The sequence below is a fragment of the Nostoc sp. genome (assembly GCF_036919615.1).
GTDB lineage: Bacteria > Cyanobacteriota > Cyanobacteriia > Cyanobacteriales > Nostocaceae > Nostoc.
Genome location: NZ_JBALCN010000009.1, coordinates 1 through 17,894, shown reverse-complemented (window position 1 = coordinate 17,894; position 17,894 = coordinate 1). Strand labels below are relative to the sequence as shown.

The window sequence follows — 17,894 nt, the reverse complement described above, 5'->3', positions numbered from 1 at the left end:
GATTAAATTGCTCCAATTTTGTTTGAATGATGTCTATGGAGTCGGATCAGCGTCGGGCGGTAAGAGTGGCATCACCTGAGAAACCCATCCAATGACTTGTGCTCCTTCACTCGTTAGGATTTTTGTATTTTGATCGACCGTCCGCCCAATAAACGAGAAAGGACCAAATCCCGCCGATCTCTCAACCACATCCGTTTCGCTCTCTTCCCAGTCTGTAATCTGCAAATCCTTGATCAAAATTAATGCGATCGGAATCACTGGAAAGACTACTCCAGTGTTGCTAAACGTTCCGGTTGAGAATGCACCGCTCTGGTGACTTGGCAAATACCAGTGCTTTGTTTGGAGGTATGCCTGTGAAATCCAAGGACGATCAATTTGCACCAAGCAATACTTAAACGACATCTTGAGATTGGTGGAAGACACCGTTTGTTGAGTTGATTGCTTCAGCAATTCTTGGAGTCTTGCCGCCTGAATTATTGGGCTGCTGATCGGCACAAGCTCAACTTGATCCAGTTTCGGGCGCCATTTGATGGGATCATCAACTCGAATCACGATCGGGATTCTAGACGAGATATCAATCCTTTGCCCAACATTGCCCATTAGGGATGTTGCCTCTGCCATCGGAGCGATCGACAACCGCGAAAGAGGCAATTCTGCCTTCAGCACCTGTCCTATGCCCGATGAGAGATCAACTTTCAACACATCCCCCAACCGCCTTTCTAGCTCTGGCTTCAAGATCACTTTAGACATATCAATCTGTGAGGTGTCAGGATTTACCACCACATCTTTGAGATCAGCAACATTGACTGTGGAAATGCGATCAATCACTTCACGATGAAGTAAAATCGGCGCTAAATCGGCAGGTAAAACTTGCCACCGCCAATCTGCCTGAAAGACATGAGTTTGTGACTCTGAAGTACTGCTTTCAGTATTGTAAGTTGTCCAATTTGCATCAGAACTGATGTCATACCAATCGGTCGGCGTGGCGTAAGCTGGATGAAACTGAGTCAGCGGCTCGAGGATTGATCCAGTCTTCATTTCGTCAAAGCTCTTTTTCGCTTGTGCTTTGAAGTTACTAAAGACTGTTAAATCTTCATTGTCACCACTGGGAGATGGGAATGATCCTTCGAGTAAAAAGTCATAAGATTGCTCAACGGTTTTAAACGTGCGTTGAAAGGTATCTGCACTAATTGCGGGAACAACATTAGTTAAGCTGGAAAACTGCTCTACGGCGAGGTTTGCAGAGAATGTTGTGGCGGTAGGATTCAGCTTAAACATATTGGGCGTAATATGGGTTCCAATCGGCTGAAACGCCAAGATTGAGTCCCCAGTTGGAGTGCCACTATTTTGATGATAGAGCGATAGAAAGTAGTCGAACACATTCTGCATCAAGTTCTCGATCGGCATGGGAAGCTCTCCTAAAAGAACAAAAGAAGAAAGGGATGGGCAATCGAACTGCGAGAGCTGCCCATCCCACTAGGGCATTATTTGTTGTCTTTTTACAGACCCGGATCATCCAACGGCGCACAAGCTGGGACAATTTCGCTTAACCAAGCAATGATCTGTGCGCCTCGAACTTCCAAGGTATCGTCCATAAAGCGCCAACCGTAATCGGAAGACCCACTGTGACTTGTAGAACCGCTAGAATCGCCGCTAGAATCGTTGCTAGAGTGCGAACCATGTCCACCAACGGTGATAAAGCCGAGCGAGAAGCCACCACCCGCACTGATATAATCGCTCTCGCTTTGGTCTTCGCTACGATAATCGCTATGCATTGCCTTGAACGTTTGACTATCTTGCCCCCATTCCGTTGTCCGGATTTTAACATTCCGAATCACCAAAAACTGGGTCGGAATCATGGGTAGCTGAGTCTTGTCGCTATTTGCCTGGTTGTCGATCGAGCCATCACTAATCGAATTCTTCAGATTGTTCACTGAGTACCAGTTCTTCATATAGAACAGGTCGCCCAAGAGCCAGGGTCGGTGAATTGTACACATGCCATATTCCAATTCGATCGTCAGATTTTTAGCATCATTATGGAACTGATAGCCCGAAGATGAAGACCCGGAAGAGGATGCTGAACTTGATGCAAAACTTGTTCCACCATCAGCCGCAACAAACACAAACGCAAACCCGATAGCACCCCCACCACCACTTGATGACGAGTGACTTTCCCAGTGATTCTTAAAGTTGGTTTCGTCTTGACTCGCCGTATGACTGTTGTATTCATTAGACGTAGTGGTGAGCCTTTGCCAACCTTCATCATCATCCTCGAGGTCGTACCAACGGGTTGGTTCGATGTAGGAGTAGGGCATTGCGATCGGCACACCCGCTAATCCCAAATTCCAGGCATCATATAGTTTTCTGGACTTAGCGATCAGATGATCCTGCATACTCACGCCTACCGACTCGATAATGTCTAATGCCCGCTCAATTTTTTCTGCACCTTCGGTTTTGAAGGTGTCCCAGGCTTCATCGACTTGCTGTTGGTAAAAGACCGAAGTTTGGGGCCAAGAGTCTGCTTTGATTGGATCGGCTAATGCAGCAGCTTGGGCATCTGCGTAATCTTTTTTCACTTTGGCAAAGGCTTGGGAGTTTTTGACGTAGGTTTTGTAGAGTTTGCTTTTACCGACGATGTTGTCTTCGTCATCAAACTCGTACAGCACTTTTTTGGAATCATCGATTTGCTTTTGAATTTCAGGCGAGATCGGCGGTATCGGTGTCGGTTGCATACTGCTGATGATGCCTTCGTAATTCAAGCTAATCCGACGCTGAGTCGGGTACTCCAAAAAAGAACTGTCTTTCGTCACCATGATCATGTTATCGACTAGTTCCGCAGTTTTAAACGCTGCCTGGATCGCTTTTTTGAACTTCGGATCGGGAGTGGGTGCAGAATTACCAGCTGAGGCAGGCGATGTTGGCATCGATTTCACGGTATCTTGCAGCGTGGAACCCCCCATTGGTGACCAGGGATTCGTATAGTCCCCAGGATCTACCATTCTGCCGAGAACCATTTGGGAATAGACGAACCCAGTGGTGAGTGATTTGCCGTCAGTGCGAACTGGACGAGTAGATTTGATTTGATCAATTAGTTTGCTAAAAACTGTGAGAATTGCGGCTCCTGATTCGTTCGGCATGAATTTCCTCCTAATTTCGATGAGACGAAGTTCAGTACCCATTCTTAGTAGAAAGATTGAGGTGCTGTTCCTTGCGTGCTTCAACCTTAACGAGGAATTCAAGCTCTAGCAGTACCCGCGTGGGTACTATTTGTCGGATTCCCTGGTTGGTAGATTGCCAACCCAATCTTCAAGGGAATAGGGTTCGCTGCAATGAGGTCGGCTATTGTAATGGAGCAAAAACTTCATCACCCAAGCGTTCACTTCCGTTTCTGTCTCCAGTTCATGCGTTAATCCCCCGAAGCACGCAGCACTCCAGCATTTCCAGCACTTGTAGGATGGAGCGTGTTATCCGACTGACTTCTGAGAAAATTACTATATCGGATTCTTGTACTGTTTCGGTTAGGAGTAGTCCTACACCTCGCTCTGACCATTTCTCCCGCCCGGAAACAGTATTTTCTATAAACGTTTTGAGACTGTTTTTTTATAATTGTCTTGTGCATTGTGTACGTTGCGATCAAGCAAATGATTACAGACAAAATCTCACGCAAAGGCGAGGACACTTGCGTGAGACAATCATATTAGTCTAGTCTAAACTTCAACATCCAAAGTACGCACCAAAAAAGCCCACTTATCTGCGGCTTCTTCGATAATTTTAGCCGTGGGTTTACCCGCACCATGTCCTGCTTTAGTTTCAATTCTAATTAGTGTTGGCGCATCACCTGCGTGAACCTCTTGTAAAGCTGCGGCAAATTTGAAACTATGAGCCGGGACAACGCGATCATCATGATCGGCTGTGGTAATTAAGGTTGCTGGGTAAGCTGTATCTGGTTTGAGATTCTGCAATGGCGAATAAGCATACAGCGCTGGAAACTCTTCTGGATTATCTGCCGAACCATATTCGGAAGTCCAAGCCCAACCGATGGTAAATTTGTGGAACCGCAACATATCCATCACGCCGACTGCTGGTAAGGCTGCACCAAACAAATCGGGACGTTGTGCCATGCAAGCACCCACTAATAAGCCGCCGTTACTACCACCTGCGATCGCCAGCTTATCAGTCTTAGTATACTTATTAGCAATCAACCACTCAGCTGCGCCAATAAAGTCATCAAAGACATTCTGCTTTTTATCCTTCATTCCTGCTTGATGCCATTCTTCGCCGTATTCTCCACCGCCGCGGATATTGGGCATAGCATAGACACCACCCATCTCCATCCATATTAAAAGACTCACAGAAAAACCAGGTGTCATTGAGGCATTAAAACCGCCATAAGCATAAAGATAAGTGGGATTATTTCCATCTAATTTAATCCCCTTTTTATGCGTAATAAACATTGGGACTCTAGTACCATCTTTGCTATGATAAAAGACTTGTTTTGTCTCGTAATCATCCGAATTAAAATCTACCTCTGGCTGGCGAAAAACGATACTTTTACCAGTTGTCATATCGTAGCGATAGATAGTTCCTGGTGTGGTGAAACTGGTGTAAATATAAAAAGTTTCGGTATCATTACGCTTGCCATCAAAGCCTCCGGCTGAACCTAGTCCAGGTAGTTCTACCTCGCGGACAAACGCACCTTTGAGGTCAAAAATTTTAATTTGGCTGTGAGCATCTTTGAGGTAATCAGCAACAAATTGATTATTGAGTATGCCTACACTTTCCAACGTTTCTGCTGATTGAGGAATGATTTCTCGCCAATTTTCTTTAGCAGGGTTTGTGGTGTCAATCGCAATAACTCTTCCGCGTGATGCATTTAAATCTGTGCGGAAATAAAACACGCTATCATCATTGTTGATAAAGCTATAATCTGCCTCAAACTGGTTAATTAGTTCTACAACTTCCGCATTAGGGTTAGTCAAATCTTTGTAGAAAAATAAATTCTTGGAGTCAGTGCCCAGCCAAATTGAAATTATTAGATAGCGTCCATCTTCAGTAACACCGCCACTAAAACCCCATTCCTTTTGGTCAGGACGATGATAAATTAATACATCTTCTGATTGAGGTTTACCTAGGTGATGATAGTAGAGCTTTTGATAATAGTTAACATCTTCTAATTGAGTTTTTTCATTCGGCTCATCGTAACGACTGTAAAAAAAACCTTGATGATCATGTGTCCAGGATGCACCAGAAAATTTAATCCACTTCAGATGGTCTTGCAGGTCTTCACCAGTTTCGACATCGCGTACTTTCCATTCTTGCCAATCAGAACCAGAGGCGGATAGACCGTATGCTAAAAGTTTACCATCCTCGCTAATAGACAATCCTGAAAGAGCAACAGTGCCATCTTCTGAAAGTTTATTTGGATCAAGTAAAACTTTGGGTTGGTCTTCGAGGGTTTTCAGAGTGTAGAGGACACTTTGGTTTTGCAGTCCGTCATTTTTGAAATAAAAGTAGCGTTCGGTGGAACCGTCTTGCAGAGATTCACCTTCTTTAAAAGGGATACCATATTTTTCATAATCCCAAAGTTTAGTGAGGCGCTGTTTAATTTTTTCCCTGGTAGGAATTTCACTCAAGTAGCCATAAGTAACTTGATTTTGTGCCTCAATCCAAGTCCTTGTTTCTTCAGAGTCAGGATCTTCTAACCAACGATAAGGATCGGCGACTAAAGTACCGTGGTAGTTATCGACTTGATTGCTCTTGTGGCTGGATGGGTAGGTGAGGGGTTTTTCAGAGTCAGGCATAATCTCAGGTCAAAAGTGCTTCTTTACATACTACAAAGATAGACCCAAGACGTGGAGCATACACTAATCAAACCTGCGGGAAAATTCCAATTGGAAAGAGTACCTGCTGGGTTACTATTAAGCAGCAAGCAGCCCTGTTAGGATTTTAATGAGCAAGCAAGTATAAATGAAAGGGCGATAAACAGCTTAATTATTGCTTTTCTTGACCAAGAAATAGCCATAATTGATCAAGCGATGCCTGCGGCGGGCTACGCCTACGCCAACCTTGGCGAACATATAAAAAAATTAGAGGAATATCGCACAGCTTTAATTTCCGAATATCCCTCATTGCTCTAACATCAACAATGTGTAATATTTATCCAAATCTGCCGCTAACGTAATCTCGGGTGTCTTGTTGCTGAGGATTGTTGAAAATTAGTTCTGTTGCGTCGTACTCTACCATGTAGCCGTTACGACCACCTGTCTCTGTAGTGCGAACATTAAAAAAGGCTGTTTTATCAGAAACCCGCGCTGCTTGCTGCATATTATGGGTGACGATAACGATGGTATATTGCTCTTTAAGTTGGTGAATTAGTTCTTCAACCCGCAAGGTGGAAATAGGGTCGAGGGCGGAGCAAGGTTCATCCATCAGGATAATTTCAGGTTGGACTGCGATCGCTCTAGCAATACATAACCGTTGTTGTTGTCCACCAGATAAAGACGAGCCACTTTGTCGCAGTTTATCTTTGACTTCATCCCACAAAGCTGCTTGCCGCAAACTCCGTTCCACCAATTCATCCATATTACCTTTATAACCGTTGATTTTGGCTCCAAAAGCAATATTGTCATAAATTGATTTTGGAAATGGGTTTGGTCTTTGAAACACCATCCCAATCCGACGACGCACTTCTACAGGATCAATGTCGGATGCATACAAGTTTTTATCGTAAAAAAGTATTTTACCTTCTGCTTTAAATGACTCAATTAGGTCATTAAGGCGGTTATAGCATCGCAACAACGTACTTTTACCACAACCAGAAGGGCCGATAAAGGCTGTCACCTGATTTTTCGGTATATCTAGCCAAATATTCTGCAAGGCTAAAAATTTGCCGTAGTAAACGTTGAGGTTTTCGGTGCGTAAAACGGTTTGAGTATCATTGACTGTGCTAATATTAGTAGCCATAAATTAAGTTTAGTGTTAGTAGCGATACAAATCCGTTATGTATTTGACTAGTACAGCACGACGTTAATAAACCAACCATTCAAAATGGCGCAAAAGCCCGGAATAAAATTCTTTTGACTTTTGACTTTTGACTTCCGCCTTGCGGTACTAGGCTTTTTTGCGAGTTGCCCAGCGAGCGATGATACTTGTGAGCAGAACCATCAATACCAAGATCAAAGATGCTGCCCAAGCTAGTGATTGCCAATTTTTAAACGGAGAAATAGCGTATTTATAAACCAAAACAGCAAGGGAAGCTGTTGGTTGAAATAAGCTATCGGGCCAAAAGTTAGAAAACAGGGCAGTAAATAGTAAAGGTGCGGTTTCTCCAGAGGCTCTGGCGATCGCTAGCGTTGCTCCAGTTACAATTGCTGGTAAAGCTGCTGGTAAGACTACTTGACTCACTGTTTGAAAGTTAGTCGCTCCTAGCCCTACAGATGCTTGTCGCAAATCTTGCGATACTAACTGCAAGGCTTCATCAGTAGTTCGCAAAATAATTGGCAACATCAAAATTGCCAGTGCAAACCCTCCACCGAGAGCTGAATATGATCCTAAGTTCAACTTTACCAGTGTCAAAACTACAATGCCATAGGCAAATACCCCAGCAATAATTGAGGGGACTCCACTAAGGACGTTAGCCGCAAAACGTACCCATCTGGCGACTTTCGCCGAACTAAATTCTGTGATGTAAATCGCCCCCAAAACTCCAAATGGGATGCTAATCAAGGCAGCAATTCCTACCATCAACAGCGTGCCTAAGATTGCATTACCAAAACCTCCTCCCTTTTGTAGAGCTTTGGGTGGCAGTTCCACAAACACGGCCAGATTCAGACTGCTAAAGCCTTTAATAATCACGTAAGAGAGCACTGCTAGCAAAGGTAAAAGTGCCAATACTCCGCAGGTAAATGCAACTACGGTCATCACTGTATTAAACAGTGTCCTCTGAGACGTGGGGGAGCGAGTTAAACTGCGCTCTGGAAAACTAGAAGTCATAATTTAATCCAAAACTAAGCTACAGTCGCTTGACTCTCAGAACGATCAACTCTGCCAGAATATTGACTACCAGCGTCAAGAAAAATAGAACTAAAGCCGCGTACATTAAAGCCGCAACTTGCAAACCACTAGCTTCTGAGAATTGATTTGCCAGTAGAGAAGAAATCGTATTGGCTGGTGCTAAAAGAGAGATACTGATGTTGTTGGAGTTGCCAATTAACATTGTTACAGCCATTGTTTCTCCCATTGCCCGCCCAAGTGCCAACATCACAGCACTAACTATACCTGAAAAGGCAGCTGGGATGAGAACTTGCAAAATCGTTTCCCAGCGCGTTGCTCCTAGTCCTAGAGCAGCTTGGCGCAAACTGGGGGGTATAGAAATCAAGGCATCGCGGGATAGAGCTGTGATGATCGGCAAAGTCATTATTGCTAATATGACTCCCGCCGGCAACATTCCTGGCCCTGTAGGAGAAGTGCTAAAAAATGGCAGCCAGCCAAAATAACTATTGAGCCATTTTCCCAAGTTGGTTAATATTGGAACCAAAACAAAAATACCCCACACGCCGTAGACAACGCTGGGAATAGCTGCCAGCAGTTCTACTGCGAAAACCAGTACCAGCTTGACCTTAGCGGGCAAAAAATCCTCGCTCAGGACAATAGCAGTACCAATCCCAATTGGTACTGCGATCAGCAAACCAATAAAAGAACTCAAGAGAGTTCCATAAATTTGAGGTAGCACCCCGTAGCTATCATTAACTGGGTTCCAAGTGGTGTTGGCTAAAAAGCTGACACCAAACTTTTGGATGGCAGACCAAGCGCCAATTGTAACCTGCCACCCAATCCATAATAAAGTAGCGGCAACCCCAAAGGCGAAAATTTTAGTCAGCCAAATAAAACCCCGATCTACGGACTTTTCTGCGTCAGAGCGATTTTTCATCGCTGATGACATATTTTGAGAATTTGTAGTCATGAATACCGACTTTAACAATTAAATCAGACAAAAATGTGGGAGGCAACCAGATTAGTAAAATTGTCGCCTGATCATCTGTTTCAACTAGTACATTAGTAACTCCGTATCCCAGTTACTAATCTCTATAAAACGACCAGTTGATCAATTATTGATTCGGGATGTTTGATGCTTATTTGTTAGCGCTAGTACCACTGGCAACAGAAATTTTATACTCGGGACTGATTTGGTCAGCAGCAGCAGCTACCTTGGTGATTACATTTTGGGGTAGAGGAACATACCCTAGTGCAGTAGCCTGCTTTTGACCCTCAGTTAAGGCGTATTCGATCGCAGCTTCAACTGCCTTAGCTTTAGCCGCATTCGGATATTTCTTGTAAGCCAAAATCCAGGTGTAAGTGACGATGGGATAGGAATCAGCCCCTTCGGGATCGGAAATGAAGACACGAAGATCAGGCGGTAGAGTCACTGATGCCAGAGTTTTAGAGGCTGACTCCTCACTAGCTACAATAAACTTACCGCCTTTGTTTTCCAAAGCAGCAAACTTGAGACTATTTTGTTTGGCATAGCCGTACTCGACATAACCAATAGAACCTTGAGTTTGTTGGATTTGAGCGGTAACACCCTCATTACCCTTAGCACCGACTCCCGTAGGCCAGTTGACAGTTTTGCCTTCGCCAACTTTACTCTTCCACTCCGGGCTAATAGCGCTGAGGTGTTTTGTGAATACACCCGTGGTTCCGCTACCATCGGAACGATAAACAACTGTGATCTGCTGTTTAGGAAGTTTTGCACCTGGGTTAGCCTTGGCAATTTGGGGATCATCCCAAGACTTGATTTTGCCTAGTAGAATATCGGCGTAAACGGCCCGTGGTAGCTTGAGTTCTGGAACATCTGGCAAGTTGTAACCCAGCACGATGCTACCAGCAGTCACAGGCAGTAAAATAACACCTTTATCTGCTGGTACTTTCTGGATTTCTTCATCCTTCATAGCAACATCGCTGGCACCAAAGTCTACAGTGCCTTTGATAAATTGTTCAACTCCAGCACCGCTACCAACTGATGCATAGTCAACTTGCAGATTTGGATATTTTTTGTTCAAATCTGTGAACCAGGTATCGTACAGTGGTGCCGGAAAAGACGCACCAGCCCCGGTTAATTTTACGGTTCCGCCAAGGTCTAATTTAGCTGGGCTAGAGGCAGTAGTATCTGTAGCAGTGCCAGAAGGCGTATCCTTGGTGGCTGTATCTGGGGTTTGCTGTCCGCCACAGGCAGCCAGGCTGATTGTCAGTGCTAACACTGAAATTGAACCTGTGAGGCGATGAGTTTTTATTGCACTAAGATGTGAGAGCATCGCTATCAATTTTTTAGTAACTTTCCAGGTGAGCGTTTCTAAGATACCCTTAAAGGACAACGATCAAGATTAACAACAGGTTAATAAAGTAAAAAATCTTTGTTTTTTTTTGATGAAGACAAACCCTTATTTCTAGTTTTGCTTTGATAAATTTTATACTCTTACTTTATCTTTAAGCTACAAATAGTACCATGGTTAAGTTGGTTATACGTATTTACAAAACTTTATTGGTAGTGTAGTTTCGTTGGTCAAGTTATGAAAAAAGTATGTAAATAAGATGATTAAGCGTCTTAAAATTAAAACCTTATAAATCTGGGAGCTTATGGAAAACTGTTTCTGCTTACCAGCCGAAGCAGACATGAAGCAAATAACTAAACAATTTCATCTAGGCAGTGAAATTATTCTTAGATAAAGCAAGGGAAGAGAAACAGTAAATTGCTTATATATAGCAGAATAGGCGGGGCGATCGCCTAAAAAAGTGGATTAAAGAAATATTTTAAGCACTTTGCAGCCTATTTAGGCAATGCTCTGAAAAATTAGTACAAGTATTTAAGCTCAATGATATCGATTTTACCAGATTTGAGGGCAAATACCACAATCAGAACACGCCTCAGTCAATAAAATCAGACAATAGACACCTAAGCCGCAATTCGCAGAACTTAAAAATTATATACCAAAAAAGCAAAATCAAATATGCTAGTTCTTAAGATGTCAGCACAAATTTCATTTCAATATTAATGTTTATACTGGTTCCTGTTGGTTTTCCCTTTTGCCTTTCCCTGGTTGACTGATAAATGTTTGCTGTTTCCAATCAATTATTATGGTCCATGATTGGCTTACTCCTGACAATGGGGGGCAATTTCCTAGAAGCTTATGGTATCACCTTACCTTGGAATTGGAGTAAGCACGGAATTCAAACTTTTTCTTTAGGTGTCACTTTTCAAATTGGCGCAGTATTGTTGGTGGGTTGTTTAGGAGGCAAAAATGCTGGTGCGCTCTCACAAATTGCCTATTTAGTCATGGGGTTAACCTTATTACCTGTATTTGCCGATGGGGGCGGTATTGGTTATATTAAGCTATCTAAATTTGGCTATCTATTAGGCTTTATTCCTGGAGCTTGGATTTGTGGCTTGTTTGCTTTTAAAGCTAGACCTCGACTAGAAACTCTCGCCTTTAGTTGCATCTGTGGCTTGTTAACTCTCCACCTATGCGGTATTAGTTATTTGATTATTAGCTATATTTTTCAGTGGAAAGGCACAGAAAACCTACCCTTGATGCAAGCAATCCTCAGATACTCCTGGTTTGAACTACCAGGGCAACTAACTGTGGTCTGTGCCGTTACTGTAATAGCATATGTATTGCGTCACTTAATGTTTTATTAGTTCTTCGTCCTTTGTCATTTGTCAAAAGCTCATGACCAATGACCCTTACGGGTGACACAAGGGTAGCGTCCCTTGAGCGTCTCCAAGAGTTGCGTTAGCGACTGTGTGTAGCGTCTGACTCCCTTACTAGTCGGTTATGGGAAGCTAGTGCGCTGGGTGGGCAATGCCCTCCCATTAAAGGAACTTGCTCCCCATCGCCCTTGACATCTGACGCCACTTGCTACAACTAACTTTGGAAACCCCTGCAACGCAGTGGCTCCCCGAATCCCAAAGGGGAGAATACGCGATCGCTCACCAATGATCAATCACCAATGACCAATGACTAATTCGCCATGCGTTTAAAAAATCGCCTTTTCTGGATCGCTGCCTTCATAGCTTTTTTCTTAGACCAAATAACAAAATACTGGGTGGTGCAAACCTTCAGCTTAGGGCAAACACTATCACTCTTACCTGGGATATTTCACTTCACCTATGTCACTAACACTGGTGCCGCTTTTAGTCTGTTAAGTGGGAAAGTAGAGTGGTTGCGCTGGCTATCTTTAGGAGTGAGTTTAGTATTGATAGCATTGGCCTTGTTTGGTGCAACGTTAAATTTGTGGGATCAGTTGGGCTATGGCTTGATTTTAGGTGGAGCTATGGGTAACGGTATTGATCGCTTTGTTTTAGGCTACGTCGTTGATTTTCTTGATTTTCGCCTGATTAACTTTGCTGTATTTAATGTGGCAGATTCATTTATTAGTATCGGTATTGTTTGCCTGTTAATTGCTTCCTTGCAAAAAACACCGACTTCAACTGACAGATCGCATTAAAATAATTCGTAATGACGCTCTCTACGTTCGCGCAGCGTGTCGCAGACAGACGCTCTTGCTAGCTTACTTGTTTGCAGGAGTACGCGGACTCGCTAACCTAATTCGTAATTAAAAACTGTTTCAGACGGGGACTTAGACGCCGACTGAAACAAAGCCACATATACACGAACGCGAACAGCGTCTCCTTGGCGCAGCCTCTCGTAGAGAAGAGTTGGGGAATTAAACCCAAAAATTATGAATTACGAATCAGTTAAACTATTAAGCCTGGGATGATTAATCCCAGGCTATTAATTACTAAAACCCTTGCTCAGTCTTATATGCGAAGACTTAATCTATAGGTTCGAGCAATTTTGATTTGCCATCTTACACCAATTTGCATAACTGGTGCAAGAAGTCAAGATACATCGGCGATCAGAGACAGCAAACTAGTATTTAGTTTATGCCCCAGCTTTTAATTTAATTACCTGTGGTAGGAGTTTTTGGCGAACTTGGAGTACTGGGAGAGCTACCTGGTTCGGTAGTGCTGCCAGGAGTACCAGACTCAGGTGAAGTTGACCTTCCTGGTTCGGGATTGCTGTCAGTAGTACCAGACTCAGGTGTAGTTGAGTTTCCTGGTACGGTACTGCTACCAGGAACACTAGGTTGAGCTGGGGTAACGCTTCCTGGTTCGGTAGGGCTGCTAGGAGCGCCAGGTTGATCTGGGGTAACGCTTCCTGGAGTTAAGTTGCTAGGAGCGCCAGGTTGAGCTGGGGTAATGGTTCCTGGTTCAGTAGGGCTGCCAGGAGCGCCAGGTTGAGCTGGGGTAACGGTTCCTGATCCGGGAGTGGTTTCGGGAGGGGTTTCAGCAGGGCCAGATCCAAATGGTTTTTTGGTTCCTGGTGCAGTTGTGCTATCTGGAGTGGTGGTGCTATTGGGCGTGGTTTCTGGTGGTACTGTAGTGCTACCAGGAGCGCTAGGGACGACTGCTGTGCCGCCGGGACAGCGGGAGTTGAGCGGAAAATACTCGCACAGAATTTTCATCCCTTCTGGCGACATCTTGATTTCCGTTGGTGAACTAGTGGAGTCGCTGCTGGCTTGGGCTATGGGGGATTTACTGGATTCGGCTACAGCAATGTTAGCGGTGAGCGCCAAAGATAGAGCTGTACCAATCATGGTCAGAGATTTTCCCATCATTCTAAAATTAACCTCAACGGAACACTCCGCCTATTAAAACAAACAATTAGATTTAGAAAATCTTCCTAAATGAAGATATTTAGGTTTGTTTCAGAATATGTGGATATGTAAAATTAGTAAAAATTAAATCTGTTGTTTCTTGATAATTAGTGTTTAAAATTACAAAAGCAAAAATTATGGTTGTAGTTATTCAACTAGTAAAAGTAGATACAATAGGCCTTTGAGAATGGATAAAAATTTGTGTCTCTGAAAATAAGTTACGAAAATAACAAATTAATTCTAGTCATCAGCTAATTTAAAGTATAAATTAAATCAAAAAGTTACGTATATCCAATTTATGCTTTGGCTTATGAGTAAAATGATGAAAGACTAACATCTAAATTGATTGTAATTCGCCCGATTCTTCACTAAAAACTGTGATGTGAATAGCCGATGAGTTCTCCTCAACCCCCTCACAAGCCACAAACGTTACTAGGTCAACTGACTCAAGCGGTACATACGATTCAAGCTAGGGTCGATTTTTCCAAACTGGCGCTCAAGCCTAATGCCAAGGTACCGGAACTTTGGGTGCAGGACGCAGGGGCGGATAAGGCAGAGGTATATCCACTGTTGGGCGATCGCTATATTTTAGGTCGTAGCTCCAAATCCAGTGATATCGTCATCCGTAACCCTGTTGTCAGCCAAATTCACCTGTCGCTATCACGGAATTCTACTCAGCGCACACCAGTTTTCGTGATCAAAGACGAAAACTCTACGAATGGTATTTATCGTGGCAAGCGTCGTGTTAGTTCCCTAGAACTGCGTCACGGCGATATTCTTACTCTGGGGCCCTCAGAACTCGCCGCTTCTGTACGGTTGCAATATGTCGATCCACCAGCCTGGTATGTCAAAGCTGCAAGTTGGACAGCTTATGGTGTCGGTGGTGTCAGTGCCCTGTTAGCGTTAGTAATTGGCGTCGAATGGCTGAAATTTTCAGTTAAACCTCTACCTACAGCTACACGCGCCCCAGTAGTTGTTTATGCCCGTGATGGAGCCACCCCCCTGAGAGAGCCTCGGACTACCTCTCATGTAGACATGAAGCGTTTGGAGGAATTTGGGCCTTATTTGCCTGCTGCGGTAGTGGCTTCAGAGGATAGTCGTTATTACTGGCACTTTGGGGTTGACCCTCTGGGGATTTTACGAGCCGTGTTGATCAATAGCCGCAGCGGAGATGTGCAACAAGGAGCCAGCACTGTTACCCAGCAAGTTGCCCGCAGTTTGTTCCGCGAGTATGTAGGTAGACAGGATACCCTTGGACGTAAATTGCGGGAGGCAGTTGTCGCCCTAAAGCTCGAAACCTTTTACAGCAAAGATGATATTTTGCTGATGTACTTAAATCGGGTTTTTTTGGGAGGGGATACCTCTGGCTTTGAGGATGCAGCCCGGTATTACTTTGATAAATCGGCTAAACAATTAACTTTGGCAGAAGCAGCAACATTGGTAGGAATTTTACCTGCTCCCAACGGCTTCGATTTTTGTGGGGATAGTCAGAATAAGCTAGAAGCTGCTGAATACCGGAATCGCGTGATTAAGCGGTTGCTGGAGATGGGCAAAATTAAACTTGAGGATGCGAACCGAGCTAGACGCTCCACTGTCCAAGTTAGTCCTAAAGTCTGTGAACAGCAAGCTAAGACGATCGCTCCTTATTTTTATAGTTACGTCTTCTCTGAACTTGAATCAATCTTGGGGGAGGGAGCCGCAAAGGAAGGCAACTATATCATTGAAACCCAGCTTGATCAAGCGATCCAAAGCAAAGCAGAAGCAGCGTTGCGGAATTCAGTTAACAATGGTGGTGCAAATTTTAATTTTTCTCAAGGGGCGGTGGTCACTCTTGACTCTAGTACTGGTAGCATCCTCGCAATGGTGGGCGGGACTGATTACAAAAAAAGTCAGTTCAATCGTGCTGTTCAAGCCAAAAGACAACCAGGTTCCACCTTTAAAATCTTTACTTATACTGCCGCTATTCAACAGGGGATTCCAGAATCAAAAAGTTATTCTTGCGCCCCTTTAACTTGGCAAGGCTTTACTTACAAACCCTGTCGTGCTGGTGCTGACACTAGTTTAGATATTGCCACCGGGCTGGCTCTTTCAGAAAATCCGATCGCCCTACGAGTTGCCAGAGAAATCGGGCTGAATAAAGTGGTGGCGATGGCGCAAAATTTGGGAATAAAGTCAACCCTTGATCCAGTTCCTGGCTTGGTACTAGGTCAAAGTGTGGTCAATGTTTTGGAAATGACTGGTGCTTTTGGCGCTATTGGCAATCGTGGTGTGTGGAATCCTCCCCATGCGATTAGCCGAATTTTAGATAGTGGTGATTGCCGCGATCGCAATGATATCAAAACCTGCCGTGTAATCTACTCCTTTGACCAAGATCCGAATGCCAACAAACCAGTGCTGACAAATGGTGTCGCCGATGAGATGACTAGTTTGATGCGCGGCGTAATCGCAAGAGGTACTGGTCGTAGTGCTGCCATTGGACTGGGGGAAGCTGGTAAAACTGGCACGACTGATAAAAACGTTGACTTATGGTTCATAGGTTTTATCCCCAGTCGGCGGCTTGTAACTGGTGTTTGGCTGGGAAACGACAATAATTCTCCCACATCTGGCAGCAGCGCTCAAGCAGCTCAGTTGTGGGGGAATTATATGAGGCGGGTTACAAGGTAAATTGGGGAGGTACGCGAAAAGTTGGTGTCCACAAGGTGTACGACCAATTGTACCTAAACAACAAGTCAGACAATATATTTACGCTTATGCCGCAGTTGCACCCGAATTAGGACACTGTGGTTGAAGTTTGCATAACTTTAACAATGGGATTTTGCTCCTTGTCTAATTGAAATATCAGCTGGATTTACGCCATGCTGCATTAGTGCATTTCAGAGTTTTTTTCTAAGCGGGCGGCGGGAATCGAACCCGCATTAATAGCTTGGAAGGCTATAGTTTTACCACTAAACTACGCCCGCGAGACCAAGGAATATTCAGTTAGGGAACTTAGTGCTATACACAAACCATACACAAATACTGTATATTTAGGTTCTCACAACCTTTAGCTCATATATGGACTCATCTCAATATATCAGAAAACCGTTAAATACAACAACCTCTTCAGCAAAAGCTTTTAAAGGTACTGTCACAGTAGAGTCAGTGGATGGAAGGCTCAGGTTAAGGTTCAGAGTTGCAAGTAAAGCTTATACCATTACTTTAGGGGTATCTGATATCATGTCCGACTTAATACTTATGTGATTGCGAGCAGAGCGTGGCAATCCCAAACCTTTGTGATTGCTTTATTTCACTTCTCTACGAGACGCTGCGCGAACGTTGCATTCGCAATGACATATCGTAAGTAATTTACCGAACTTGATATGACCATCAGTAACAGATAAAGACTATTGAGTTTTTGTCAATAAGTAATAGTATTTAAAATTAGCGGAAAATCGAGCTAGTCAACAGAATTTTTGGGCTAACGATGCCGAATGCGAGTGCGTCTCCTTGGCGCAGCCTTTCGTAGAGAAGAGTTGGCGGGCTACGACTACGCTTCGCATTTAAAAGCATCATTCATTCTTGCTCAAAATCCAGTTTTGCAAAGATTCAAGCATTTATTTTGAATTGGCAGATTGGATTTTGATTCGTACAAACAAATTGCTCAAATCTGGTTTTGTGCCATCGTTGTTATGAGCGGCAAGAAAGTTTTCTGTTTTGAAAACATCATTGAGAACTCGCTCATATGTGCTTTTTTCACTTTGTAGTGTTGCTGGTTCTATTTCTATAACTAGAGCCTGTTCAAAGTTGCCATTTTGATCAATTACTAAGCTAGCCAAGAGCTGTGCTGGTTCAAGTCCAGAATTGTGGATAAGAAAACTTGAGTCTAATTGTTTTGTGTTGCTTCCTCTGTATAAAGCGATAACGTCGGGTAAAGCATCTTGTCGTAATTTTCCTGATTGTATCAAGTTACTTACTTCATCTCTAAGCAAAGGAGCTACTATTGCTACTGATGCTCCCTCAATAGGAGTTGGTGGAGTTTCCCTAGTTCGAGTTGGTGGAGTTTCCCTAGTTCGAGTTGGTGGAGTTTCCCTAGTTCGAGTTGGTGGAGTTTCCCTAGTTCGAGTTGGTGGGGTTTCCCTAGTTCGAGTTGGTGGGGTTTCCCTAGTTCGAGTTGGTGGGGTTTCCCTAGTTCGAGTTGGTGG

Annotated in this window: 12 protein-coding genes, 1 tRNA gene and 1 pseudogene; 3 read left to right on the top strand and 11 right to left on the bottom strand. The window is 43.8% G+C overall.

The genetic code is table 11. The annotated features are described in order from the left end of the window. Positions 1-33: 33 nt before the first annotated feature. The 8 genes from V7K48_RS03305 to pstS form a co-directional block, all read right to left on the bottom strand. Entirely contained in the window at positions 34-1,407 is a 1,374-nt protein-coding gene (locus V7K48_RS03305) for a hypothetical protein (protein ID WP_335069583.1), read from the bottom strand. 92 nt (positions 1,408-1,499) lie between these two features. Next, the gene (locus tag V7K48_RS03300) at positions 1,500-3,137 is read right to left on the bottom strand and encodes a hypothetical protein (protein ID WP_335069581.1); all 1,638 of its coding nucleotides are present in this window, start codon (positions 3,135-3,137) and stop codon (positions 1,500-1,502) included. A gap of 262 nt (positions 3,138-3,399) precedes the next feature. Continuing rightward, the gene (locus V7K48_RS03295) at positions 3,400-3,579 is read right to left on the bottom strand and encodes a recombinase family protein (RefSeq protein ID WP_335069859.1); all 180 of its coding nucleotides are present in this window, start codon (positions 3,577-3,579) and stop codon (positions 3,400-3,402) included. A gap of 128 nt (positions 3,580-3,707) precedes the next feature. Next, on the bottom strand, positions 3,708-5,801 hold the full coding sequence (locus V7K48_RS03290; protein ID WP_335069579.1) for a prolyl oligopeptidase family serine peptidase: 2,094 nt from the start codon (positions 5,799-5,801) through the stop codon (positions 3,708-3,710). A 355-nt stretch (positions 5,802-6,156) separates the two neighbouring features. Then, the gene (pstB, locus tag V7K48_RS03285; RefSeq protein ID WP_335069577.1) at positions 6,157-6,963 is read right to left on the bottom strand and encodes a phosphate ABC transporter ATP-binding protein PstB; all 807 of its coding nucleotides are present in this window, start codon (positions 6,961-6,963) and stop codon (positions 6,157-6,159) included. A 147-nt stretch (positions 6,964-7,110) separates the two neighbouring features. Next, a complete protein-coding gene (gene pstA / locus V7K48_RS03280; RefSeq protein WP_335069575.1) occupies positions 7,111-7,992 on the bottom strand; it encodes a phosphate ABC transporter permease PstA in 882 nt (293 codons plus the stop codon). A 19-nt stretch (positions 7,993-8,011) separates the two neighbouring features. Continuing rightward, a complete protein-coding gene (gene pstC / locus V7K48_RS03275) occupies positions 8,012-8,962 on the bottom strand; it encodes a phosphate ABC transporter permease subunit PstC (protein ID WP_335069573.1) in 951 nt (316 codons plus the stop codon). A 169-nt stretch (positions 8,963-9,131) separates the two neighbouring features. After that, a complete protein-coding gene (gene pstS / locus V7K48_RS03270) occupies positions 9,132-10,310 on the bottom strand; it encodes a phosphate ABC transporter substrate-binding protein PstS (RefSeq protein WP_335069570.1) in 1,179 nt (392 codons plus the stop codon). A 794-nt stretch (positions 10,311-11,104) separates the two neighbouring features. Between pstS and V7K48_RS03265 the strand changes: the two genes are divergently transcribed. Both V7K48_RS03265 and lspA read left to right on the top strand, forming a co-directional pair. Next, positions 11,105-11,692 carry a biotin transporter BioY gene (locus V7K48_RS03265; protein WP_334978790.1) on the top strand — a complete coding sequence of 196 codons (588 nt, stop codon included), beginning with the start codon at positions 11,105-11,107 and terminating at the stop codon, positions 11,690-11,692. A gap of 332 nt (positions 11,693-12,024) precedes the next feature. Next, the gene (gene lspA, locus V7K48_RS03260) at positions 12,025-12,501 is read left to right on the top strand and encodes a signal peptidase II (RefSeq protein ID WP_335069568.1); all 477 of its coding nucleotides are present in this window, start codon (positions 12,025-12,027) and stop codon (positions 12,499-12,501) included. Positions 12,502-12,957: 456 nt separating this feature from the next. Here lspA and V7K48_RS03255 read toward each other — a convergent pair whose 3' ends face one another. Next, entirely contained in the window at positions 12,958-13,674 is a 717-nt protein-coding gene (locus V7K48_RS03255; protein WP_335069566.1) for a hypothetical protein, read from the bottom strand. Between the two features lie 432 nt (positions 13,675-14,106). Between V7K48_RS03255 and V7K48_RS03250 the strand changes: the two genes are divergently transcribed. Further along, positions 14,107-16,377: a transglycosylase domain-containing protein gene (locus V7K48_RS03250; protein WP_335069564.1), complete on the top strand. Its 2,271-nt coding sequence runs from the start codon at positions 14,107-14,109 to the stop codon at positions 16,375-16,377. A 225-nt stretch (positions 16,378-16,602) separates the two neighbouring features. Here the strand turns inward: V7K48_RS03250 and V7K48_RS03245 are convergent. Further along, positions 16,603-16,673, bottom strand: a tRNA-Gly gene (locus V7K48_RS03245). Between the two features lie 633 nt (positions 16,674-17,306). Further along, a pseudogene (locus V7K48_RS03240) lies at positions 17,307-17,894 on the bottom strand (hypothetical protein); the annotation flags it as partial.